Annotated in this window: 19 protein-coding genes; 2 read left to right on the top strand and 17 right to left on the bottom strand. The window is 38.7% G+C overall.

Annotated elements, in window-relative coordinates:
• Positions 1 to 14 precede the first annotated feature (14 nt).
• From ACTU7M_RS03695 to tig, 8 genes are all read right to left on the bottom strand, one after another.
• A complete protein-coding gene (locus tag ACTU7M_RS03695) occupies positions 15 to 1,157 on the bottom strand; it encodes a Nif3-like dinuclear metal center hexameric protein (RefSeq protein ID WP_443473024.1) in 1,143 nt (380 codons plus the stop codon).
• A complete protein-coding gene (locus ACTU7M_RS03690; protein WP_443473023.1) occupies positions 1,154 to 1,855 on the bottom strand; it encodes a tRNA (adenine(22)-N(1))-methyltransferase in 702 nt (233 codons plus the stop codon). The genes ACTU7M_RS03695 and ACTU7M_RS03690 overlap by 4 nt, the downstream gene beginning before the upstream one ends.
• A 429-nt stretch (positions 1,856 to 2,284) precedes the next feature.
• The gene (rpoD, locus tag ACTU7M_RS03685) at positions 2,285 to 3,418 is read right to left on the bottom strand and encodes an RNA polymerase sigma factor RpoD (RefSeq protein ID WP_443473022.1); all 1,134 of its coding nucleotides are present in this window, start codon (positions 3,416 to 3,418) and stop codon (positions 2,285 to 2,287) included.
• 27 nt (positions 3,419 to 3,445) lie between these two features.
• Positions 3,446 to 5,308, bottom strand: coding sequence for a DNA primase (gene dnaG / locus ACTU7M_RS03680; RefSeq protein WP_443473021.1), 1,863 nt, complete (start codon positions 5,306 to 5,308; stop codon positions 3,446 to 3,448).
• 155 nt (positions 5,309 to 5,463) lie between these two features.
• A complete protein-coding gene (locus ACTU7M_RS03675; protein WP_443473020.1) occupies positions 5,464 to 6,732 on the bottom strand; it encodes an MFS transporter in 1,269 nt (422 codons plus the stop codon).
• An 89-nt stretch (positions 6,733 to 6,821) separates the two neighbouring features.
• Positions 6,822 to 7,418, bottom strand: coding sequence for a ribosome biogenesis GTP-binding protein YihA/YsxC (gene yihA, locus ACTU7M_RS03670; protein ID WP_443473019.1), 597 nt, complete (start codon positions 7,416 to 7,418; stop codon positions 6,822 to 6,824).
• Between the two features lie 92 nt (positions 7,419 to 7,510).
• A complete protein-coding gene (gene clpX / locus ACTU7M_RS03665; RefSeq protein WP_443473018.1) occupies positions 7,511 to 8,752 on the bottom strand; it encodes an ATP-dependent Clp protease ATP-binding subunit ClpX in 1,242 nt (413 codons plus the stop codon).
• 176 nt (positions 8,753 to 8,928) lie between these two features.
• Positions 8,929 to 10,209, bottom strand: coding sequence for a trigger factor (gene tig / locus ACTU7M_RS03660; RefSeq protein WP_443473017.1), 1,281 nt, complete (start codon positions 10,207 to 10,209; stop codon positions 8,929 to 8,931).
• A 265-nt stretch (positions 10,210 to 10,474) separates the two neighbouring features.
• On the opposite strand from tig, the gene recU reads away from it, so the two are divergent.
• Both recU and ACTU7M_RS03650 read left to right on the top strand, forming a co-directional pair.
• Positions 10,475 to 11,092, top strand: coding sequence for a Holliday junction resolvase RecU (gene recU / locus ACTU7M_RS03655; RefSeq protein ID WP_443473016.1), 618 nt, complete (start codon positions 10,475 to 10,477; stop codon positions 11,090 to 11,092).
• Positions 11,093 to 11,104: 12 nt separating this feature from the next.
• Positions 11,105 to 13,702 carry a PBP1A family penicillin-binding protein gene (locus ACTU7M_RS03650; RefSeq protein WP_443473015.1) on the top strand — a complete coding sequence of 866 codons (2,598 nt, stop codon included), beginning with the start codon at positions 11,105 to 11,107 and terminating at the stop codon, positions 13,700 to 13,702.
• Positions 13,703 to 13,747: 45 nt separating this feature from the next.
• Here ACTU7M_RS03650 and ACTU7M_RS03645 read toward each other — a convergent pair whose 3' ends face one another.
• The 9 genes from ACTU7M_RS03645 to ACTU7M_RS03605 form a co-directional block, all read right to left on the bottom strand.
• Positions 13,748 to 14,443, bottom strand: coding sequence for a DnaD domain protein (locus ACTU7M_RS03645; protein ID WP_443473014.1), 696 nt, complete (start codon positions 14,441 to 14,443; stop codon positions 13,748 to 13,750).
• Positions 14,444 to 14,509: 66 nt separating this feature from the next.
• A complete protein-coding gene (asnS, locus tag ACTU7M_RS03640) occupies positions 14,510 to 15,793 on the bottom strand; it encodes an asparagine--tRNA ligase (RefSeq protein ID WP_443473135.1) in 1,284 nt (427 codons plus the stop codon).
• A gap of 33 nt (positions 15,794 to 15,826) precedes the next feature.
• Entirely contained in the window at positions 15,827 to 17,014 is a 1,188-nt protein-coding gene (locus ACTU7M_RS03635) for a pyridoxal phosphate-dependent aminotransferase (protein WP_443473134.1), read from the bottom strand.
• A gap of 18 nt (positions 17,015 to 17,032) precedes the next feature.
• Positions 17,033 to 17,512: a cell wall elongation regulator TseB-like domain-containing protein gene (locus ACTU7M_RS03630; protein ID WP_443473013.1), complete on the bottom strand. Its 480-nt coding sequence runs from the start codon at positions 17,510 to 17,512 to the stop codon at positions 17,033 to 17,035.
• Positions 17,513 to 17,617: 105 nt separating this feature from the next.
• Positions 17,618 to 20,362, bottom strand: coding sequence for a helicase C-terminal domain-containing protein (locus ACTU7M_RS03625; protein WP_443473012.1), 2,745 nt, complete (start codon positions 20,360 to 20,362; stop codon positions 17,618 to 17,620).
• 143 nt (positions 20,363 to 20,505) lie between these two features.
• Positions 20,506 to 20,976, bottom strand: a complete 471-nt coding sequence (locus ACTU7M_RS03620) for a hypothetical protein (protein ID WP_443473011.1) — start codon at positions 20,974 to 20,976, stop codon at positions 20,506 to 20,508.
• A 116-nt stretch (positions 20,977 to 21,092) separates the two neighbouring features.
• Complete coding sequence (locus tag ACTU7M_RS03615; protein WP_443473010.1) at positions 21,093 to 22,670, bottom strand: CCA tRNA nucleotidyltransferase; 1,578 nt, start codon at positions 22,668 to 22,670, stop codon at positions 21,093 to 21,095.
• Between the two features lie 33 nt (positions 22,671 to 22,703).
• Positions 22,704 to 23,255 (bottom strand): YpiB family protein, encoded by a 552-nt coding sequence (locus ACTU7M_RS03610; protein WP_443473009.1) that lies wholly within the window; start codon positions 23,253 to 23,255, stop codon positions 22,704 to 22,706.
• Between the two features lie 25 nt (positions 23,256 to 23,280).
• Entirely contained in the window at positions 23,281 to 24,552 is a 1,272-nt protein-coding gene (locus tag ACTU7M_RS03605; RefSeq protein WP_443473008.1) for a tetratricopeptide repeat protein, read from the bottom strand.
• Positions 24,553 to 24,591 lie beyond the last annotated feature (39 nt).

Below are 24,591 nucleotides of genomic sequence, written 5' to 3'. Positions count from 1 at the left end.
ACTTCCTTTCAAAATTAAAATTCATGATCGAAAATAAATGGATTTGTATCAATCCCGGACTGGATAATTTCCAAATTCCATTGCTCTGTTTGTTTCCAATCAGTCAGCATATCTGCTAATTTAGGTATACAGATTTTTTCAATAATATGGCCGGGATCAACAACCATCATGCCATCAGCCTGCATATCATGTGCAGTGTGGTAATAAACATCTCCAGTTATATAGACATCCGCCTTTTTATTAAGGGCATGGTGATAATATTTTCCGGCATCCCCACCACAAAGCGCTACACGCTTAATAGAGGTAATTTTTCTGGATGGCGGTACAACAACACGGAGTCCCTTCACTTTAAATGACTCCTTAACATAAGGAATAAATTCTTCCAAAGTCATTTCTTGTGACAGATTACCTACACGACCCAAACCATATTTTTCGCTTTGCAATTGATCGATTGAGTACATTTCATAAACCGGTTCTTCATAAGGATGTGACTCAAGCAAAGCTTCCATAACGGTACTCACATCATCTTCTTCCAGTATAACTTCGATACGTTCTTCATTAACCAGCTCTGATTTGCCTATCTCCCCTATTGTAGGATTCGCTTGGCCTACCGGCGTGAAACGGCCTACTCCTTTTACGGAATAGGAACAGTCTTTATAATCACTTGTAATTCGACCCGCTCCTGCAGCTGTGATGGCCTTACGGACGGCATCAGCTTGTTCTTCCGGCACATAGACGTTTAATCTTTTAAGCTGCTTGGTGTGTGAGGGTGCCATAATTTCTACATCACTTAAATCCAGGGCAGCTGCCAGCCAATCGTTCATGCCACCATTGGCATTATCAAGATTAGTATGGGCAGCATACACTGTAATGTCATGTTTAATCAAGTCCGCATACATACGCGTTTGTGGATCCGTTAAATCAATACGTGCTAAAGGTTTATAGATAGGTGGATGATGGGCTAAGATAAAATCAACGTTATTTTCAATCGCTTCTTGGACTACTTCTGGCCTCACATCTAAAGTCACCATCACTTTAGTAACGGGCAGACTCAAATCACCGACATGCAAGCCCACCGGATCACCTTTTTCGGCTAACCAAAGGGGTATTTTCTTTTCGAAATACTCTACAAAGTCATAACCAGAAATTTTTTTCATTGTATTTCCTCCTTTATGATTTGCATCATCCGTAAAACTTCTGCTTTTTTTTCTGTTATGTCGCGCTGTGATTGCTCGAGACTATCAAGAATATATTCATACTTATGTATTTCAGACTGCCATTTCTTGATGAACGCCTCATTTTTATTTGACCGCAGGAATTTACCAAAAAGATAATCTTCGAAAGTATAATCCGAAACTTGTTTCGCTGGCTCTGCAATAATTATTTCATATATTTTCTCATTTTCTTCAATGATGGTCTCTTCGATAATTTCAAAACCATTTTCTATTAACCAGCGTCTTAACTTCATCTCTGCATTGTTCGGCTGAAGAATCAAACGTTTAACAGTATCCAATTTTTGGTCCTCATAACCAGCATCCAGAATACGAGCGATGAGATCGCCACCCATTCCGCATATAGTAATCGTATCGATTAAATCATTTGATTGAATAACTTCCAGGCCGTTGCCTAAGCGTGCCTCCACGATACCTTCTAAACGAGAAGCTGTAATTTGTTTTTTGGCTGATGTGAATGGGCCGATGACTACTTCTCCGGCAATCCCAAACTCTATAATACCTTGTTGCGCCATATTGCATGGTAAATAAGCGTGATCCGATCCGATATCAGCTAATCGCGCTCCTTTTTGGATATAAGATGCAGCAGTTTCCAATCGTTTTGACAATTGATTTTCATTCATTTCTGCTCCTCCTTTCATATTTCTTTTAACTTATTAATCTTATCAGTTTAAGAGAAAAATGTGAACTACTGACAAGCGTTCTTCTAGCAAGAAAATCCCAAGCTAATCAAATTATTATACTGTCCCCTGAGATATATCTTCCCCACCCTACACAGAAGACAAAAAAGGGCTCTATAATAAATGGTGTTGGTAGGTATTCTTCTCGGAAATCCCGAAGGACGGTGGAGTTGCTTGTGACCGTGTCAAGGATGCAATGCGAAAGTAGGGACCGTTGATGCTTGCAAGCCCGGAGACTACAGGCTCCGGGCGGTCCCACGGCAGTACACAAGCAAACACGCAGGCCGAAGGGCATTTCCTTCACCAACACCAGATAACCAAGAACCCAAAAAAAGCAGGAACCTATCGAGGGTTCCTGCTTTTCAATCTATTTTATTCTAAAAAGTCTTTCAATTGTTTTGAACGACTTGGATGACGAAGTTTACGTAAAGCTTTAGCTTCAATTTGACGAATCCGTTCTCTCGTAACACCAAATACTTTACCTACCTGTTCAAGCGTACGAACATTTCCATCGTCCAAACCAAAGCGAAGACGTAATACGTTCTCTTCACGATCTGTTAAAGTATCCAGAACTTCTTCCAATTGTTCTTTCAACAATGTTTGGGCAGTATGTTCTGCAGGACTGGTTACATCTTGGTCTTCAATGAAATCTCCTAAGTGGGAATCATCTTCTTCCCCAATTGGTGTTTCCAAAGATACTGGTTCTTGCGCAATTTTAAGAATTTCACGTACTTTTTCAGTTGGCAAGTCCATTTCCGCCCCAATTTCTTCCGGTGTCGGTTCGCGGCCTAAATCTTGCAATAACTGTCTTTGAATACGGACTAATTTATTGATGGTTTCAACCATGTGTACCGGAATACGAATTGTGCGGGCTTGGTCAGCAATGGCACGTGTAATTGCTTGACGAATCCACCAAGTCGCATATGTAGAGAATTTGAACCCTTTTTCGTGGTCGAATTTTTCTACAGCTTTCATAAGCCCCATGTTTCCCTCTTGAATCAAATCCAAGAATTGCATCCCACGACCAACGTAGCGTTTTGCAATCGAAACTACCAATCGCAAGTTTGCTTCAGCTAACTCTTGTTTGGCTTCAGGATCGCCGTGTTGAATACGAATTGCCAATTCTTTTTCTTCATCTGCCGTTAATAAAGAAACACGACCAATTTCTTTTAAGTACATTCTTACCGGATCATTGATCTTAACGCCAGCGGGTGCTTTTGTATCATCTTCGATTTCTTCTGGTTTCTTTTTGTCTGAATCTTTATCTGCGTCAGTCGTCTTCAATTGACGCGCTGTTGGGCCTCCGTCAGCGTCTACAACACTAACCCCGCTATCTTCCATTTTTTGGATTAGTTTATCCATTTCATCTGCATTGAGCTGGAATGGCGTGGCGATTTTATCTGTAAGGTCATCATAAAATATCGACCCCAACAACTTTTGCTCTTTAACTACCTGGTTCGTCACCTGTGTTAATGTTTTACCTTGTTCATTTTTTTCTATTGCCATAAAATGATTCCTCCATCCCGGTATGGATTATTTCTTTGTCATTTTCAGTTGCCTATTGAGATAAATAATATCAGCTAATAAACTCTTTGCCTTTTCTTTATCACTGCTACGGGCAGCTGCCTTCATTTCCTGGTTCTTTTGTTTCAATTGTTCCTGTAGTGTGGAATGGTTTAAGCTGATAATGATGTCACTGATTTCCTGTCTAGAAACTTCTGCCTGAATCTCATTCATGTTGATTGCAGATACGATTTCGATTTGCTTTTGGTTTCTAAGGCGATCCAAAAAGTGATCAATATGTCCAACCGACTGTAGCTCTTCACGAAAAGCACTATAAAGGAAATAAATTGTTTGATGTTCTTCATTGGAAAAATGGAACTCAGGTGAAAGTTCATTGAGATAATGCCAAGCTTCTTCATGATGGAAAAGACGGTTCAGTAATTGTCGTTCCGTTAAATCTGCTTTAGTTAATTGTTGTTTAACCGGCATCTCCATTGTGGTCACAGTTGCATGTTGCTGCTTCGATGTTTCTTCTTGTCGCTTGGTTTTCATGTGAACTTGTTGATATTCCTGCAACTGTTTTTTCAAAACAGCTAAATCAATATCAAAATCTTCAGAAAGTTCGTTTAAATAAAGCTCTCTTTCAATAAGCGATTCAACTTGAACCAACTTCCGCAACATACTTTCCAGATACTCAACTCTGTTTTTCTCGGAATCTAAATCCAATTGCGATTTTAAGAAACGCGCATGGAACTGAAAAGTAGATTCGCGATGGCCTGTGATGCCTTCCTGAAACGCCTTGGGTCCTTTTGATTGAATATAGTCATCCGGATCCATCCCTGGTTCCATTGGGAAAACAGACACATCAAAACGGTGATTGCTATCCAGCAAATCAATAGCTTTTTTTGTTGCTTCCAAACCGGCACGGTCACCATCATAGCATAACACGACTGAGTCTACGGTTTTATTAAGTATGCGTGTTTGTTCGTCCGTGAGTGCTGTCCCCATCGAAGCAACACCATTTTTTATGCCTGCCTGCCACGCGGATATGACATCCATGTAGCCTTCAAATAATACCACTTCAGATGATTTCCGCATGTGTGCACGTGCTTTGTCCAAGTTAAACAAGAAATTCCGTTTCGAAAATAAAAGTGTTTCAGGACTGTTAAGGTATTTAGCCTCATGAAAGTCCGATTCAATTCCATCTTGTGTGGGCACCAATCTACCCGAAAAAGCAATTGTTGCTCCTTTTTCATTTCGAAGCGGAAAAATAATTCTACCGGCAAAGCGATCAAGTAATTCCGACGTGTCTTGTCGATCCGAAAAAATTCCCGTTTCTTTTAGAAGTGAGAGTGGGTAATTCTGTTTGGCCAATATTTGCTGGGTTGCGGTCTTATCAGGTGGTGAAAAGCCAATCTGATATTCTTGTAGCAACTCCTGCGTAAAACCTCTTTTTATTAAATAGTCCAAAGCTGCTTCGCCCGTCACGGTATTCATCAGCACTTGATGATAAAAAGCGGTAGCTGCTTCATGAACAGCGATTAATTTATCTTTTTTATTTTGCAACTCACTGCGCGGTTGGTTATCATCCAAATCGATGTTAACACTTATATCGCTCATTTCAGCTGCTTTTTTTACTGACTCAACAAAACTAATTCCGTCAACTTCCATTAAAAAAGTAAACAAATTTCCACCACGCCCGCAGCTGAAGCAATGGAATATTTGCTTTTCGTCGGTTACAGAAAAAGATGGTGTACGTTCGTCGTGGAATGGACAAAAACCAAAGTAGTTTTTCCCTCTTTTCTTTAATTGCACATATTGGCTGACAATATCGACGATATTTGTTTCCGATCTAATTTTATTGATTGTTTCTTCTGGAATTCTGGTTGCCAAAAAATCCACCTCGTTAATGCAAATCATTCTCAAAATGTGCATAAAGATACAACTTAAATTATACCAAAATCATCTCGAAATAGCAATTACTTACATTGGGCAAAAACATCTAGCTCCGCCTGGCCTATTAGCCACGCGGAGCTGGTGATGCTCTTCTACTCACTTATGCTTTCAGGAATTTTTACAAAAGTTAAAAGGATTCCACCAATAACGAACAGCACAATCAGCGCGAACACCCCATCCAATGAATTACCTGTAGCTTGTGCAATAAGTCCTACCAGAAGCGGCCCCACAACAGCTGCGAATTTTCCGAAAATGTTATAGAAACCGAAATATTCATTTGAACGCCCTTCTGGAATCAACTGCCCAAACAGCGAACGGCTAAGGGATTGGATTCCTCCTTGTGCAGTTCCCACCAACAAAGCTAAAATGATAAACGTCCGCAATGAATCGAGTTGCAGTGCATAAACACAAATAAAAGTATAAGTAATAATCCCCACAAAAATCATGTTTTTTGCCCCGAAACGTTTAGCCAGCACACCGTACAATATGGAGAAAGGAAAGGCAACAAATTGGACCACCAGCATAACCACTATCAGATCATTTGCAGAAAGACCAATATCACTCCCAATGGCTGTAGCCATTTTAAATATCGTTCCAACGCCATCAATGTAAAAGAAATAAGCTAGTAAAAATAGAAAAGCTTGCTTATGTTGGCGGATACCTCTAACTGTCTCCCACAGTCTTTTGAAACTATTCTTTACGATATGGGGTTCTCGTTTAATAAATGATTTTTGCTTAACATTTTTCCAATAGGGAATGGTAAAAGCAAACCACCATATTGCCGTTAAAACAAATCCCAGCTTAATGAGTGCCACTTGGGAAATAGGTAATAGACCGGTTAGCTGAAAAATAATAAAGATAATAAAAGGAATTGAACTTCCAATATATCCCCAACCAAAACCGGCTGCAGAAATCCTGTGCATACGGGTCTTCGTTGTCACATCAACGAGAGAACCGTCGTAAAAAATATTAGCACCGGAAAAACCAATGGCTGAAATAATATAGAAGAAAAATAAAAATTGCCAGTTTCCCCCTGGAGCGAAAGCAAATGCAAGTGTTGCCAAAATCCCACCGATTGTAAACCAGGAAAACATGGGCATCCGTTGGTCTTTGTAATCTGCCAAAGCCCCCAAAACGGGTGCTAAAACTGAAATAATTAACGTGGCTATCGAATTCGCATATCCCCAATACGCAGTCGAAGTAACCTCATTCAATCCGCCTGATTCAGCGACTGCCTTAAAAAACAAAGGAAAAACAGCAGTTGTTATCATAATGGAATAAGCTGAGTTAGCCCAATCCTGTAAAATCCAACTTCGTTCTTCTTTTGTATATTTAAAACGTCCCTTTTTCACTTGCTCCATTACAGAACCCCCTCATTTTTCAATTCATACTTGAATCTTATCGGATGGCTTTCATTTGAGCAATATAGATTTAAAATTTTACCTTAAATTTACACTGTCTCATTATTCAAATAGGGTTCTATAACTGCCCAAGCTTTGTCTTTTCCTTCGCCTGTTTCAGATGAAAAGACAATTAAGGATTCCATGCTAGGTAAATTCATTGCTTTTTTTATAACGGAAGCATGTTGGTTCCATTTACCCCGTGGGATTTTGTCGCATTTTGTAGCTACAACGGTATAAGGTAAGCCGTAATATTCAACAAATTCCTTCATCTGAATGTCATCAGCAGTCGGCGGATGACGGAAGTCAACCATCAACAATACGTGACACAGTGTATCGCGTTGAGTGAAGTACGTTTCTAACATCTGGCCCCATTTGGCGCGTTCTGTTTTGGATACTTTTGCATAACCATACCCCGGAACATCGACAAAATAAAAAGCCTTATTAATCAAATAATAATTTAAGGTTTGCGTTTTTCCAGGTTTACTGGAAGTCCGTGCTAAAGCTTTCCGGTTGATCAGCTTGTTTATGAAAGAAGATTTTCCGACATTGGAACGTCCGGCCAAAGCAAATTCAGGTAAACCTGTATTTGGATACTGTTTTGGATCAACAGCACTTATGATAATTTCCGCATCTTGTACATGCATATTTTTTTCACTTCCTCAAGATATTTTTCTATATTATACATGAAAAAACCAATGTTTGGGGCATTACCCAAACATTGGTTTCAATCATGAGATTAACTAATCAAACGTTGATCTTCATCATACAATAAAGGTTTTCCTTCACCATCGATAATGTCTTTCGTAATTACTACTTTTGTTATTTCATCACGGCTTGGGATTTCATACATGATATCCAGCATAACATTTTCGATAATGGATCTTAAGCCACGAGCGCCAGTATTACGCTCAATGGCGCGTTTGGCAATTGCTTTTAAGGCATCCTCTTCAAATTCCAATACAACATTGTCCAATTCCAATAGTTTTTGGTACTGTTTAACAAGTGCATTTTTGGGTTCTGTCAAAATACGGACTAAATCTTCTTCCGTCAATTTATCCAGCGCCGCCATAATTGGCAATCGCCCAATAAACTCCGGAATAAGTCCGAATTTTAGCAAATCCTCAGGAATGATTTGTTGCATCAAGCTCTTGTCGTTCTCATCTTTCGACTGAGTTTTACCAAAACCAATTACTTTTTCACCCAAACGCTCTTTAACGATTGACTCGATCCCATCAAAGGCACCGCCGACAATGAAAAGAATATTGGTCGTATCAAACTGGATAAATTCTTGTTGGGGATGCTTACGTCCGCCTTGTGGTGGAACATTTGCAACTGTACCTTCAAGAATTTTTAGAAGTGCTTGTTGAACCCCTTCTCCACTTACATCGCGTGTAATAGATACATTCTCGCTCTTACGAGCAATTTTATCGATTTCATCGACGTAGATAATACCACGTTGCGCGCGTTCCAAGTCATAATCCGCTGCTTGTAAAAGCTTCAGTAGAATATTTTCAACGTCTTCTCCAACATAACCAGCTTCTGTTAAACTTGTCGCGTCCGCAATAGCAAAAGGCACATCAAGAATTCGTGCTAATGTTTGACCCAAGAAAGTTTTTCCTGATCCTGTAGGACCAATTAAACAGATATTACTTTTTTGTAGTTCAATATCATCATCATTTTGTGCATCCATTTGACCAATACGTTTGTAATGGTTGTATACCGCAACAGAAAGAGTTTTCTTTGCTTTATCTTGTCCTATTACATAATCACTCAAAATTTTACGGATTTCTTGTGGCTTCGGAACATCACCAAAATCTACTGTTTCCCCACTGTAAATCTCTTCATCAATTATTTCTTTACACAAATCAATACATTCATTACAAATATACACATCTGGTCCAGCAATAATTTTTTTTACTTGATCAGAAGATTTTCCACAAAAGGAACAGTGAATGCTTGTACCATCATCTCGGAACATAGGCATTTTCCTTTCTTTACATAAATTTCAAAAATCGACTGGCTGTTAGTCCTTTTTTATAACGCATATAATCTTAACATATTTTGACCAAATCACAACAGTTAAGCTCATACTTAAACAAAAGGGGCAACTGCTGAATGCAATGCCCCTTTCCTTAACATTATTGATGTAATGAATTAAGCTTCAACAGCTGAATCAGTGATTAGAGCCATAGCTTTCTTCATTTGGATGTCGTTGGTAACCATTTCTTGGCTAACTAGACCGCGAACGCGCTCAACATCCATGTTGTATTGTCCTGCAAGTGTTGCAATTTCTTCATTGATTTCTTCTTCAGAAACTTCAATGTTTTCTTCTTTGATGATTTGCTCAAGAACAAGTGTCGTTTTTGTACGGATATCCGCATCAACTTCCATTTGTTTGTGCAAGTCTTGTTCTGTTGTACCAGTAATTTGGTAGTACAATTCAGGATTAATCCCTTGACGTTGCATATCATTCAAGAATAGATCCATTTGACGGTGAACTTCGTCATGAACCATTACGTGCGGCAATTCAACAACTTCTGCATTTTCAACTGCTTGACGGATAGCTGCATCTTGTACAATTTCGTCAGCGGCAGCTGTTTTGCTGTCTTCAAGTTCTTTACGGATTTTAGCTTTCAATTCGTCCAAAGTTTCAACATCTTCTTCTAAATCTTTAGCAAATTCGTCATCTAGAGCTGGCAATTCTTTTGTTTTAACTTCGTGAACAACAACTTTGAAAGTTGCTTCTTTACCAGCTAAATCAGCAGCTTGGTATTCTTCAGGGAATGTAACAACAACATCTTTTTCGTCCCCTGCTTTAGTTCCAACCAATTGCTCTTCAAAGCCTGGAATGAATGAGTTTGATCCCAATTCCAAAGAATGGTTTTGGTCTTTTCCGCCTTCAAAAGCTTCTTCTCCCAAGAACCCTTCATAGTCAATTACTACTGTATCACCTTCAGCAGCAGCATCTTCTTTAATAACTAATTCTGCATGACGTTCTTGGCGTTGTTTCAATGCATCCTCAACGTCAGCATCTGTTACTTCGCGGTCTTGTTTTTCAACAGTCAAGTTTTTGTATTCACCCAATTTAACTTCAGGTTTAACTGTTACATCAGCAGTCAATACCCAAGGTTGACCTTTTTCCATGCTCTTGATGTCAATGTTTGGTTGAGAAACAGGGTTAATTCCTGCTTCTTTAACAGCAGCATCATAAGCTGTAGGCAATGCTTGGTTCAATGCATCTTCATACAATGATGCTTCGCCGTAAGTTTTGTTAAAGATATGACGCGGAACTTTTCCTTTTCTGAATCCAGGAGCGGTAATGTTTTTTCTAACTTTCTTAAAAACTTTATCCATCTCAGCTTGCATTGTTGCTTCAGGTATTTCGAATGTTAAGACACCTTCGTTAGTGCCCGTTTTTTCCCAATTTACAGTCATTATCTTTCCTCCAAAAATGTATCATTTTCGCAATAGTTATACCATTGCATACCCATTTAGTTTACACTAGAAGTATTGCAAAGTAAACAAAAACCGCCAGTTCTACAAGCAACAAACTTGAAAAAATCTCTAAGGGTGATAAAATCTTACAGATGTGATGAGTATGATGAGCATTATTTTTAGTGATTTTATTATAAACTTAAAACTAATTCCATGTTTTTTTCAAATATAATTGCTAAAATTTATCAAAGGGAGTGATAACAAGATGATGAATTACCCAAACGGAAAAGTCTATCGCGCCCCTATGCGAAAAAATGTAGAAAAACGTCCAAAAACATCCGTCAGTCACGCAAAGCGTGGAATGGCATTGGAGGAGCAAATTTCAGAATCAAATCAATATTACCTGCAAAAAGGAATAGCAGTTATTCACAAAAAACCTACCCCCATCCAGGTGGTTAAAGTGGATTATCCAAAACGAAGCGCTGCTGTCATTAAAGAGGCTTATTATCGACACTCATCCACAACTGACTTTAACGGCATTTATCAAGGAAAATACCTTGATTTTGAAGCGAAAGAAACACAAAACAAACAATCTTTTCCATTAAAAAATTTCCATGAACATCAAATCAACCATATGGAACAATGTCGCCAGTTAGGAGGCATAACATTTGTTTTAATACGTTTTTCCGTTCTCGATAGAGTCTTCCTTTTAGAAAGTTCCCACCTTTCCCTTTTCTGGGAAAATCAAAAGCAAGCTGACAAACGTAAGTCCATTCCCCTTACCTACATTGAGGAGCATGGCTATGAGATAACGTACGGGTTTCGCCCTACTCTAGATTATCTTAAAGTAATAGATATTATCATCAATGAACAAAATATATAAGAGGTGAAGGTTATGCCGAATCAGTCACAATCAAGGCAACAGAGAAAAAAAGTAACAAACAAAAGCAAAAGTAGTAAAGGAAAGAAAAAGAAAACTGATCTATGGAAAAAAGTAATCATTGCAATTTTAATCATTGGATTTACAGGTCTATTAGCTGGTGGTGGCCTCTTTGCATATTACGCCAGCAACGCACCGGAAGTTAACCGCGAAGCATTGGTGGATGCTGTTCCATCAAAATTATTAGATATTAACGACGAAGTAGCGATGGAAGTTGGAGCCGGCGCACAAAACCGTGAGCTCGCTGGAACAGAAGAAATCCCTGAATTGCTTCAACAAGCTGTTGTTTCAATTGAAGATCAACGTTTCTATGACCATATTGGCGTGGATCCCATCCGCATCCTTGGAGCAGTTGTAGCAAACTTCCGTGATGGTGGTATTTCTCAAGGTGGGAGTACAATCACCCAACAGTTAATTAAGTTGTCTTTCTTCTCCACTTCTGAAGAAGATCAAACACTAGAAAGAAAAGCACAAGAAGCATGGATGGCTCTGAAATTAGAACGTGAAATTTCCAAAGATGAAATTTTAGCACTCTATATCAATAAAGTTTATATGGGAAACAATGTATATGGAATGGCAACTGCTGCAGAATACTACTATGGCAAAGAATTAGCAGATTTAACCTTGTCCGAAGCAGCTACTTTAGCCGGTATGCCGCAAGCCCCTTCTTATTACGATCCATATTTGAACCCAGCCGAAACAGAAGAACGTCGAAATATCGTATTGATGATGATGGTCGACCACGGCGCCATTTCCGAAGAACAGCGTGCCGAAGCAACAGCAGTACCTGTAACCGAAAACTTAGTCGATCATTCCAACGATGTTGATAATTCACTCGTTATGGATTCTTACTTACAACTTGTCATGGAAGAAGTTTATGAAAAAACTGGTCTTGAAGTCGAAATGGGTGGATTGACCATCGAAACTAATTTAGACATGGATGCCCAACAACATTTGTACGATATCGTTAACTCTGAAGATTATATCCTTTTCCCGGATGACGAAGTACAAACCGCTGTTACACTTGTTGATGTAGATACGGGTGCGTTGAATGCCGTGGTCGGAAACAGAAAAAAAACTAATTTACTTGCGATAAACTATGCGGATCAAAATACGCGTAGTGTCGCCTCTACAATCAAACCATTGATCGATTATGCGCCTGCGATTGAGTATAATTCATTGTCAACGGGTTCTTTAATCGTCGATGAAGAAATGAACTACCCTGATGGCACCCCCATCAGGAACTATGATCTGCTTTATCGTGGCGATTTAACCATTCGCGAAGCTTTAGTGGATTCTCGAAATGTACCGGCGGTTAAACTTTTAACTGATGTTGTTGGCATTGACAATGCAGCTGCCTTCTTGAGTAAGCTGGGAATAGACAGCGTCCAAAAAGACGGTGGCGACGAAATATACCCTTCTAATGCCCTTCAAGGATCTATTTCTAACATCCAAATGGCAGCAGCCTATGCTGCTTTTGCAAATGGCGGAACTTATTACAAACCCTATACTGTTCAATCCGTTACAGACTCTAAAGGGAATGTATATGAATTTAAACCTGACGGAACAGTAGCCATGAAAGACTCTACAGCCTATATGATGACTGACATGATGAAAGACGTTGTCACCGTATCTGCTCCTAACGCACTGGTTCCAGGTGTTCCTGTTGCTGGGAAAACGGGTACTGAAGAATTTTCCGATTCAGATTTAGCGCTTGTAGAAGCAACCCATGAAATGAATGTGGCTAAAGATTCCTGGTTCGTCGGTTACTCACCTAATTATTCGGTTGCCGTGTGGATGGGATATGAAGAAATATTACCAGGGAATTATCTGGAATTTCAAACGCGTGAAATTACACGTTACATCTTCCAAGAGTTAATGAGTTATGTTTCGCAAGACATTGATAACCCAGATTGGGTCAAACCCGATTCGGTAGTGGAAGCAACAATGGAAAAGTTCAGCAATCCAGTCGCTAAGCCTGGTCCGAATACGCCAAGCAATATGCAGATTAACGAATTATTTGTCAAAGGGACCGAACCTACTGCAATTTCACGTAAATACGGTGAAGAACTGAAAGCTCCAACAGGTTTGAAAGCATCCTATAACAAAGATACAAACAAATTAACAATTTCCTGGGATGCATATAAATTAGCAAGTGGCGACAATCGCACACCGCAGTTTGATGTTACCGTTGGTTCAAATTCCCAACCCACAACTGCCACGCAGTTAGTGGTTGATAATCCTGCAAAAGGAAATATCCAAATTTCAATACGTGCCAAACTGGGATCTGCTACTTCACCGCCTGCTTCTATCCAAATAACGATAGAAGAACCGAAAGAACCGGAAAAAGAAGAAAGTAGCGAACCGGAAAGCTCCTCTTCTAGTTCAGAAAGCAGTGAAGAAGTTTCAAGTTCCTCGAGCGAGGAACAATCCTCGAGTGAGTCAAGCGAGACTGAGGCGGTAACTCCATCTCAAGAAAGCAAACCAGAAGAGTCGAGTGAAGCTCCTCAAACGGAATCAGAAGAGTCAGAAAACACTGATAATAACGAATAAAATACGCTCCTGTTCAAGCTCTTAGCTTGAACAGGAGCGTATTTTTTATTCTGAAGAATCCAACCAGTTGAAAAGCGGAACGTGCTCAGTTGGTTCATTACTTTCCGTTTTATCCCCCTGATTTTGAAATTGAGAATAGCGTTTTGTTTCTTCTTTCGCTTGATTCGAAGTTCGAATGTTTTTCTTTTCCCAAGACATCAATATCCGATCAATATAGCGCAGACTGTATTTTTGGTTTAGAACCGCTTCTCGTAAGCCCTCTAAAATAAGCTCTTTAGAATACCGGTCTCTATCCAGCCAATCTCCCACCGTTTGAATTTCAATTGGTGTCAGCAGTCTCCCAAACTCTTGTTGGAAAATTTCAAGTAAATCAATGTCATTGGAGGACGTTTGATTGCTAACCTGTTTCTTATCCAAAAACATTGCTAATTTTTTATAGAGAGGCATTAAGGAATAGCGATCTGAGTCTTTTCCCGCCCCATCTTTTTCGGTTTGAATAATAACAATTTTCCTTTGAATTAAGTCATGTAAGATGGCAAAAACTTTTGATTCCGTTAACCCCATTCGTTCGGAGATATTTGCCATATTGGGGAAATAGTGTTTCTGATCTAAATAGCTCTTCAATTGAATGACGAATATGAGTTCCTCACTACTAAGTCCCAAAGCTTGATAATGCTCTAAAAGACCATTTTCAATGACCGTTTGCCCTTGGTTTAACCAATTTTCCAATAAATCACTCATTTCTTCATACTCCTATTAAAAAGAGAGCAATACAGATAAACTGTTGCTCCCTCATTATTGTATTAATTATGGGTAAAGACGGTTTAACAAACGCGGGAAAGCACTTGCTTCACGAATATGTTCTGTTCCCGTAATCCATGTAACAGCTCTTTCCAAGCCTAAACCAAAACCGGAATGTGGAACGGAACCATATTTACGCAAATCTAAATACCAACCGTAATCTTCGAGAGATAGACCAAATTTTTCGATTTGTTGACTTAGTTTGTCGTAATCAACTTCACGTTCACTACCACCAATAATTTCTCCGTATCCTTCTGGAGCAATCAAATCCGCACACAAAACAACATCATCACGATCAGGATGCTCTTTCATATAGAACGGCTTAATCGCTTTAGGATAATTCAAGATAAATACCGGCCCTTCAGATTGTTGCGCAATGAAGGTTTCGTGAGGCGAACCGAAGTCGTCTCCCCATGTAATGTCTTCAAAACCATTCTTCTGCAACAATTCAATTGCATCATCATAAGAAATGCGTTCGTATGGCAATTGTGTATACTTTTTAAGTAATTCTTTGTCGCGTTCCAATACATCCAAATAATAATCACAATTATCTAAAACGGATTGTACTAAATAAGCCACATATTGTTCTTGCACTTCCAGACTTTCATCTTGATGCATGAATGCCATTTCTGGCTCCATCATCCAAAATTCAATCAAGTGACGACGTGTTTTAGATTTTTCGGCACGGAAAGTTGGCCCAAACGAGAAAACTTTACCGAATGCCATTGCTGCTGCTTCCAAATACAATTGACCTGATTGAGACAAGAAAGCTTCTTGATCAAAATATTTTGTATGGAATAATTCTGTCGTCCCTTCCGGCGCGCTACCTGTTAACACAGGTGGATCAACTTTAATAAATCCTTCTTTGTTGAAGAATTCATATGTAGCACGAATAATTTCGTTACGAATTTTGAGAATAGCGTGTTGCTTAGACGAACGCAACCACAAATGACGGTGGTCCATCAAGAACTCTGTTCCATGTTCTTTTGGTGTGATTGGATAGTCATGGCTCTCGCCCAAAACTTCAATATCCTTTACTAACAGTTCATAACCAAGTTTTGAACGTGTATCTTCTTGGACAACACCAGTTACCATGATAGAAGATTCTTGTGACAAGCCCTTGGCTATTTCAAAAACTTCTGGTTCAACTTCATTTTTCAGGACAATCCCCTGGAAGTAATAATCGCCATCACGTAATTGCAGGAATGCAATTTTCCCACTGCTGCGTTTGTTTGTAACCCAGGCACCAATTTTTACTTCTTTACCTAAATTTTCCTTTGCTTGTCTCATTGTAATTCTTTCCAAGATCACTAACTCCTTTGTTTATGCATTTGCCTTATTAGTAATAAATTCCTTTATTCTATCTACCGCTTCAGTCAAAGTTTCCTCGTTCAATGTATAACTGATACGAATATAATCTGGGAATCCGAAACCATCCCCACTGATAACAGCCACTTTAGCTTCTTCAATCAAGTCAAGTGCAAAGTCACTGACTGATTCATAACCCGTCATTTCGGCAGCTTCTTTTACATTAGCAAAAACATAAAATGCACCGCGTGGTTTAACCAATTTAAATCCGGGAATAGTCTCAAGCAATGGGTATAGATGATTCAAACGTCGCTCAAATTTCAGACGCATCTCTTCGATAACGTCTTGGGGACCATTTAATGCGGCTAGTGCAGCATATTGGCTGACTGCTGCCGGATTTGCTGAGTGACTCGCAAATTCAGTCATTTTGCTGATAACTGCTTTATTTCCCATCGCATATCCGATTCTCCAACCAGTCATAGCGTATGACTTGGAGACACCATTGATAACGATTGTTTGGTTCTTAATTGCTTCCGAAATAGAAGCCAAGGAACAAGCGTCGTTACCATTGTAGCATAGGTTGTAATAAATCTCGTCAGAAACAAGGATAATGTCATTTTCAACAGCCCAGTTCCCAATACTCTCTAACTCTTCCTTAGAATAGATGGTTCCCGTAGGATTATTAGGAGAATTTAAAATCAAGGCAACGGTTTTATCAGTACGCCTAGCTTCAAGGTCTTGAACGGTCACTTTGAATTCACGTTCCGGGGTTGTGTCAATAATGACATTCATACCACCGGCTAGTTTGACTTGTTCTGTATAACTCACCCAATAAGGTGCTGGAATAAGAACTTCATCACCTGGGTTGAGGATTGTTTGGAATAAGCCGTATAAAGCATCTTTTGCACCTGTTGTAACGATGACTTCATTTGTTTCATAAGTAACGCCGTCATGTTTTTTGTGATAAGCAACGATTGCTTGTCTTAAGGGTAGAATTCCAGAAGTCGCAACATAATGATTTACTTTGTTTTGCTGAATTGCCTCAATTGCTGCATCACGAATATGCTGGGGAGTCTCGAAGTCTGGTTCCCCAACTGTCAAACTAATAATGTCCATCCCTTGTGCTTTGAGATTTTGCACCTTATTGGAAGTTCCTAATGTAGGAGACTCCTCTACTTGGAGCATACGGTCTGAAATTTTCACCATATAACATCACCATCCCTAGATATTCTTAAATTCCTTGATTTTTTCGCCAGATTTTGCCGACAACTGATAGTAACCAAGATTGCCTTTTTCGTCTTTATATGCCACTTCCCAAAATGGTTCATCATCAATAATACCGATTCGTGCTTCCAAAAGACTAGCGGGATTTACTGATGCTTGAACAATAGCTTTTGCTTCATCCGCAGTCACAATCTCTTTGGCATCAAAAATCCACTGTTGTCCACCATCTTGTTTGATTACCACATACACATAATCTTCATTTTCTGTAAAGCCAGCTACTGCAAAATACGTCTCATCAGCACCATTATACCAAAAAAAATCTTCAACCTTTTGCACACCTGCAACTTGCTCGGCAATGGCAGTCGCTTCGCTTTCCGCTTGAACAATTGGTCGTTGGGACTGATAAAAAATAGAATAGGAACCAACAATTAAAACAAACAATAAAACGATTAGCCCCATTACAATATTTCGTTTCAAATACTTAACCCTCTTCCTCTACTGCCAAGCCAATACTATATTCTAATATCATACTCAAAAATCGCTAAAAAAGGAATCACTATTTGATTCTTGCTGGATTTTTTCCTAAAATATTAAATCTTCAAAGTTTTTTTCATGAATGGTTATTCCTTCAGGTAAACTATCCTTAATTTTTTTTGCATACGGACTATATAAGAGACGATTATCAAGACAATACAGAATACCTGAATGCCCTTCTTTTCTGGAAATACGTCCCATTCCTTGAATTAAACGCATAATCATTTTGGGAAGGGATTCTGTCCTGAATGAATTTCCGCCACCAAAATCCCTGTAGTAAGTGTCAATCGCCCTATTTTCCGGTGTTTCTGGTGGATCAAACGGTAAACGTGTCATGACAACGATTTCCACTGGTTGATCCGGGAAATCTACGCCTTCCCAATAGGAACCACTCCCTAATAACACAGCTTGTTCCGCTTCTAAAAAACGTCTATGCACGCGTCGTTGGCTCCCAGAAAAGCCCTGGGCCAGAAACTCGATGCCAGTTTTTCCTCTTTCATCCCTGACTCGCAACTTATTTAATACTTCTTCCAGAACTTGATTTGAATTAAATAATACCAGTATTTTCTTATTCGTTTCTGACACTAACTGAAAGATAAAATTCGTTAGCATATTTGTCCAATCATGGTGTCCCATTTTTGTTACCGCGGGAATATCATTAGGAACGTAAATGTCTAATTTGCTTTTTACATCTTCGTATTTTGAAGTGTAAGAAATCGTTTCTAAATCCTCGATACCAATCTTACGCGAAAAATAGTTTGTCTCATCCGTTAACAGAAGCGTCGCACTGATATATAACATTTTGGAAAAAGTGGCGTTTAGTTCCTTCTGAAGTTTTTCCCCAATATCCCAGTGGTTTTTTTCCAGCCCTATCCTATCTCCGCCAAGACGATTTCCTTTTTTGATAGCGTAATAACCAAAATGATCTTTTTTCATAATTTCCGAGAAGTTATGAATGTGTTCACTCATGGCACCTATAAATATTCTCAGGCGACTGGCAAATTGCCCTTCTCCAGCGTGATGATCCAGTTCCAAATAACGTGCACCAGTTAATCTGAGTTCCTCATAATGGAGGATCAATTTACGAGCATACCGTTTAAACCAATTACTTTCCAAAAATTCACTACTTAAATAGTAACTGTCAGTATTTTTTTGCGTTTCCTTTTCATCCAAAAATTCATTTTCGAATTTTGTTTCGAGCTCCATTATGGTATTTATTAATTGGTCCATTGCGAATTCAAGGTTAATCAATTCATAATGCGGAAAGGCTGTTTTCGCATGTTGTTCCAAGTGCTCACGATAACCTCTGACTACACTAGAAAATTTATACACTTTTCTACGAATGGCCGAGAGCTGAAAAGTCACTTTTTCTTTTTCTTTGTACATTTGGGCAAATCGGTGCGCTTCGTCAACTACCAGACTAATGTCTCCGTTTTCGGACATCCCTTTAATATCTTGCATATGATGACTTAAATAAGCGTGGTTGGTCAGCAAAATACTTGCCTTTCTAGCTTTTTCCTGATGAAAGAAAAAGAAATCGAACTCCCGCCACTTTGAGTCTATTTCGTTCTCCTCAAATTTATAGGACAAAGATTCGATTAAAGAACCTATTTTATGGCTAGAACTTAATTCGGACAAGTTTCCCGTTTCCGTTTCTGTTAGCCATACATAAATACTCATCATTATTAATGCGTCTGTTCCAAATAACTCAGAAATTTTAATTTTTTCTACTTTTTCTAAATTTATTAAGTGGTTACGACTGCTAAGTTGAGAAAATAAAAGAGAAAACGGTAGCATCATTTGTACTTTTTTCATTACAGTCTCTAGCTGTTCTTGCAGTAGTAATGTTGAAGTTGAGATAACCACTTTAGATTCAGGCGAAGCTTGTAAAATAACCGGAAATAGGTATGCCAATGTTTTACCAAAACCCGCCGGTGCTTCAATAGCAAAACTATGTCGATCTGAATCTTGAAAAAATGCTTCGATTTGGTTCATCATGTCCAACTGACCTTCTCTCGTTTTGAAGGCCGTTCCCTCAGTGGCTGTTCTCCACAAATTCCTCGTATCAAAGCTATCCTTCATGCGATGACCGGTTTGTTCAACCAGAATTTCTTTTTTTCGTAATGCTATCCCACTTACTATAATAATATCTTCTGAAAGTGGTACTCTTTGTTCTCTGCTGATTTCCAGACACATTTCAAAAAAATCTTGATTATTCCTCTGAGTCTGATGACTAAGCTGATTTAATTTTTCGAGCGTTACAATGGGCAAGGAGACTGCTCTTTCTTGAAGAAAAATGAATAATTCAGCTGTCGCTCTCGCATCACCTGCAGCGTCATGAACTTTATCATGGGCGAAATTAAATTGATTAGATAAATCGGAAAGGCGATAGCTATCCAGTGTCGGGAATAATATCTTCACAAGTTCTACTGTATCTAACCCGAGAATGTTCAGTTCAGGGAGACCAGCCTCTATGAACGATTTACTTAAAAACCGATAATCAAATTCGATATTATGGGCGACAAAGACACAACCCTCAAGTAAATTGAAAACATAATCAGCAATATCTTCAAAATAAGGTGCATTTTTAACATCCTTGTTTGAAATACCGGTGAGGTTTTCAATCATGCTAGGTATTTTTTTTCCAGGATTGACCTTAAAATCATACTCTTGAATAATAGTATTATTTTGAACGAAGGTCATGCCAATCTGAATGATACGATCGCCATTCTTATAGCTTGATCCCGTTGTTTCCAAGTCGACAACGGCAAAAATCTTATCTTTAAATCCCATTTTGAATATTACCCCGATTCTACATTACATTCCTGTTGCTCTTTTTATTTTACTAGAAAACAGCCCATAATAGTAGTGATTCCCAGAAGATAGTGCCAACAAAAAAGACACAATACCCTTGTAGGCACTGTGTCTTTTCAGGTTTATAGATTGGAGTAAATATCGTCTACAGTATGATTGGGATCAACAACGATATATAATTTATCATCTACTACTTTAGAAGTTTGATACTCATTATCATTGCCGTCTGTATCCAACGCTTTGTATGGGAAGTAAATACGATCACTCTGAACAATTGTATCTGATTTTGGATGATCTTCATCAAGATACAAGATATCCATCATTTCAATGTCTTGATATTTTGCAACACGGTCAAACATTCCTGTTTCAATACCGCCTAAGTTGATATCATCAGACTTGACGTGATCAGCTTCTTGAAGGACCTCGATACGCAACGACTCACAAGGGTGGATTTCTTGGAACTCACTGTTGCCAATACGACCATAACTTGTTGAAACCTGTTTTATCCATAAATCCCCGATATGTTCCCGGTTTATTGTCCAGGTTTCGCCATTTCGGAAAATTAATTTTAAATGTGCCATTACTTTTTTCATGTTATCACTCCTATTTCAAATCTTGTGAATATTTTATCATACAACACATACAAAAGGAAAGGGAAAACAAAAAAATATTAATCTCGCAACATTGAAAAGGTTTTCTAAAGCCTTGGTTAACTTGTAATTTTTTTCATAAACTTTTCAGAATCGACTACCGCTCTCGTGTGTTCCCCGATTGCTATTATTTCTTCGCCATCTCTAGCGACGACTGAGAACGAATACTTACTTCCACTTAATTCTTTAATCCGCGCTTCAACAATAATTGTTGCGCCGATTTTTGATGGTGCACTATGTTTCATACTGATAAATGTCCCGACCGTGGTTTGCCCGTTCTCCACTAAACCAGCCATCATTTCTTTACAACAATTTTCCATAAAAGCAATAAGACTTGGAGATGAAAGAACTGTCAAGTCTCCCGAACCCATTTTTTCAGCGGTATCATTTTCAGTTACTGTATATGATTTTGTATGGACTTCATCCAAATAAATAAATCTCCTTTTTTCGATAAAAGTTTTGATGATTTCTTTATCATTCTCAAGGCGTTGCGAGAGGATTCTATTTTTTACATCTGAAAGAATCGTCCCCAAATAAGGGCCCCCTCTCTTAGAACCGAGTAATGCCATCACTTCTTTACCATTTATAGACATATCCTGGATGGAGTGAATCGGCATTGTTTTGTCTAGAGCGAGTAAGCGATTCACATCATTAGTCAGCCCAAAACCAGTAATTAATTCTTCCACTTCAAGGGCTATTGCGATCCCGGTCTCAAACAAGAGATGGAAATCCCAGAATTCATTCAACCTCGATTTCAAGGCATGATATGCTTTTCGAATTTGATTAATTTCCTTATTGGAGAGTTTCCATCCCCGTAGGAATTCATCAACTTCCTCTTTTTCTACATCTAAAAAGTAAAGTAAAGTGGTCCAAGCTGCTAAAGATGTTTTGAACTGCAAAGGAAACAAGGCCAAATCAATCAGTTCGTCTTGTTTGTTTTGCAGACCTGGACACATATGGTACAGTCGTGTTTCAACGAAAAACTTAATGCCACCTTTGCGGTTTCGCCCCAACAACAACTTGGTCCATTCTTCGCGAACACGCTCAATCGCTATTTTGGATAATAGGGGATGATAATCGACGACTGCAGCCTTTGTTTCAGGCTCGATGTTGAAACCGAGTTGACTCATAAAACGTGCAGCACGCATCATTCGTAAGGCATCCTCTCTAAAACGTTCGATAGGGTTGCCAACAGCTCTAATTAATTTGACGTCAATATCTTTTTGCCCATCAAAAGGATCCTTGATTTGTCCCATACGATTCAATGCAATTGCATTTATTGTAAAGTCGCGACGCTTCAAGTCTTCCTCCAGGCTTCGAACATAATCAACCTTTTCAGGCCGGCGGAATTTTTCATATTTCGACTCGGTTCTGAAGGTTGTTATTTCATAGGTCTCTTTATCATAAAGGACCATGACTGTCCCGTGTTTGATTCCCACATCAAAAGTTATTGGAAAAATGCGCTGGATTTCATCAGGTGTCGCGCTACTGGCGATATCCACATCCGAAATAGGTAGATGCAGCAGCGTGTCCCTGACACCCCCGCCTACAAAATAAGCTTCGAAACCAGCTTCCTCAATCTTTTCAATGATAGGAATTGCTTTATTAAATTCTGGTATTTGCTTTACATTAATCATTTTAATCCAATCCATTACCAATAGGATGGTAATTCAAATCATATTTTTTTCGTCGATTTCTCTCAGTTCTTCAGTATATTTTTTGAATTTATCTTCATCTTGATCTACAAGAGCCTGGTCGATTAGTATTAGCAAGTGACGCTTACGTTCTTGCCACGCTAAACGAACCAATGAAACTTCTACTGCTTGTTGTGTTTCTTTTGTTATGCTAACTTCATCCGTTTCATTAGGATTATTTTCCAGGATGCCATAGGCACTTAAAGTTTGATAAGCTCCTTCAAAAAATAGTTCCAAATAAAAGTCTTCTTTCCAATTCAACCGTAAATCATGAAATGCTTGCTCTGGATCCTCGAAACGTTTGCCTTCTTTAAAATAAACAAACGGTTCCTCTTCACTTTCAATGGTTGAAAGACCCATTCCACGGTTAGTCAGTGCAATATTTTCAACAAAATGCACATTTTTTAGCAGGAGCTCATGGTTGAGCAAGTAATTCAAAATCCATAAAGATTCTCTTCTTTTCAATTGGTAATTTTGAATGAACCAAGTTAAAAATTTTTTCTTGTCTTCTAGTGAAGGCCGAATCATGTTCCCACCCCCTAAACAATTTCAACTATGATAAGTGATTTAACATCATATCCAAAAAGTATGGATGATTTGGTTCAATGGTTAATGCATGTCTTACTACTGTTGCTAATTTCTCCAAATTACCTTCTTCTTGTAGGTAAGTACTGTAGTCTTCCAAGAAATCCAAGTTATCATCGAAATAGCGATGTGCTTTTTCGAAATAAGCACTCGCAACATCGTAATCCTCCAACTTATCATGAGCAAGTGCCAACTTCCATTGGAAATGTGGTTGATTTGCGTTGTCTGGATTAGACTCCAGATACGTCACCACATCTTCATAGCGTTCATCATCCAAAGCGAGATCTACTTTTAGCAGGATAGCCTCAATGAACTCTGGTTCTAGTTCAATAGCTTTATCCAGCAATTTTTCTGCTTCTTCCGTTCTTTTTTGTTTGCGCTGCAGATTCGCTGCGGCTAAATAAAATTCCGCTTGGAATGGATTTTCCTCAATGCCTTTCAACATGGCTTCTAAAGCTTCTGGTAAACGTTGATCAGCTTCCAATGCTTGGGCAAGATAGAGGTACACACTCAAATAATCAGGATCTTTTTCTAGCAATTCCTCAAAAATTTGTATCGAGCGTCCATAAGCCTTCATTTGAAGATAGCCGAATCCTAATTGAAACAGGCTATCTGAAGAATGTTCCTCAGAGTGAAGTTGTTCCAAATACTGGATGCCTTCTTCAAATTGCCCAATAGCATGATGGCACTCCGCCAATTGCATTAATATATTATCTTCCCAAGGCATTTCATCATTTAATTCCAATAGTTCTTCATATAATGGAATTGCTTTTTTAAAACTACCGATAGAATAAAATAATTTAGCTAAGGCATACTTCAAGACCGGTTCATCCGGTAATATTTTTATTGCTTCCAATATTTTTTGTTCGCTAACCTCGTAAAGGCCTAGACTTTGATAAGCATCCGCCAAAACCAGTAAAACGTTTGGATAGAGTTCGCTGGATTCATCAAATTGTAATAAGATATCAATTCCATCGGATACTTGATCGTTATCAATTGCTAACTCAGCCAAATATAAATCCCACTCTTCAAATTGCGGCGCCAATTGCTTTAATAATCGATACGTCCTGGTTGCTTCATCCACAAACCCAGCATGGTGTAACTCTTCTGCAAAGTCAGCAAGACCATCTATATCACTTTCTTGAATCGATTGCTCAAGAGACTCGTTGAAATAAACCTGAGCTATTTCAACCTCATTTTCCCTAATTGCTTCAAACATTTTTTCTGCTTTACTATTCACTTGCTACCACCTACTTATTATATCTGTCTTCATTTTAAC

This window comes from Jeotgalibaca sp. A122, from assembly GCF_052266715.1.
Lineage (GTDB): Bacteria > Bacillota > Bacilli > Lactobacillales > Aerococcaceae > Jeotgalibaca.
The sequence above is the reverse complement of the archived record's forward strand: the minus strand, read 5'-3'. Positions and strand labels throughout refer to the sequence as shown.

Excerpts from the sequence above, each read along its gene's own strand:
- ACTU7M_RS03695 (WP_443473024.1), bottom strand. The coding sequence starts at position 1,157 with ATGAAAAAAATTTCTGGTTATGACTTTGTAGAGTATTTCGAAAAGAAA.
- ACTU7M_RS03690 (WP_443473023.1), bottom strand. The coding sequence starts at position 1,855 with ATGAATGAAAATCAATTGTCAAAACGATTGGAAACTGCTGCATCTTAT.
- rpoD (WP_443473022.1), bottom strand. The coding sequence starts at position 3,418 with ATGGCAATAGAAAAAAATGAACAAGGTAAAACATTAACACAGGTGACG.
- ACTU7M_RS03675 (WP_443473020.1), bottom strand. The coding sequence starts at position 6,732 with ATGGAGCAAGTGAAAAAGGGACGTTTTAAATATACAAAAGAAGAACGA.
- yihA (WP_443473019.1), bottom strand. The coding sequence starts at position 7,418 with ATGCATGTACAAGATGCGGAAATTATCATAAGTGCTGTTGATCCAAAA.
- clpX (WP_443473018.1), bottom strand. The coding sequence starts at position 8,752 with ATGTTCCGAGATGATGGTACAAGCATTCACTGTTCCTTTTGTGGAAAA.
- tig (WP_443473017.1), bottom strand. The coding sequence starts at position 10,209 with ATGACTGTAAATTGGGAAAAAACGGGCACTAACGAAGGTGTCTTAACA.
- recU (WP_443473016.1), top strand. The coding sequence starts at position 10,475 with ATGATGAATTACCCAAACGGAAAAGTCTATCGCGCCCCTATGCGAAAA.
- ACTU7M_RS03650 (WP_443473015.1), top strand. The coding sequence starts at position 11,105 with ATGCCGAATCAGTCACAATCAAGGCAACAGAGAAAAAAAGTAACAAAC.
- ACTU7M_RS03645 (WP_443473014.1), bottom strand. The coding sequence starts at position 14,443 with ATGAGTGATTTATTGGAAAATTGGTTAAACCAAGGGCAAACGGTCATT.
- asnS (WP_443473135.1), bottom strand. The coding sequence starts at position 15,793 with ATGAGACAAGCAAAGGAAAATTTAGGTAAAGAAGTAAAAATTGGTGCC.
- ACTU7M_RS03625 (WP_443473012.1), bottom strand. The coding sequence starts at position 20,362 with ATGGGATTTAAAGATAAGATTTTTGCCGTTGTCGACTTGGAAACAACG.
- ACTU7M_RS03620 (WP_443473011.1), bottom strand. The coding sequence starts at position 20,976 with ATGAAAAAAGTAATGGCACATTTAAAATTAATTTTCCGAAATGGCGAA.
- ACTU7M_RS03615 (WP_443473010.1), bottom strand. The coding sequence starts at position 22,670 with ATGATTAATGTAAAGCAAATACCAGAATTTAATAAAGCAATTCCTATC.
- ACTU7M_RS03610 (WP_443473009.1), bottom strand. The coding sequence starts at position 23,255 with ATGATTCGGCCTTCACTAGAAGACAAGAAAAAATTTTTAACTTGGTTC.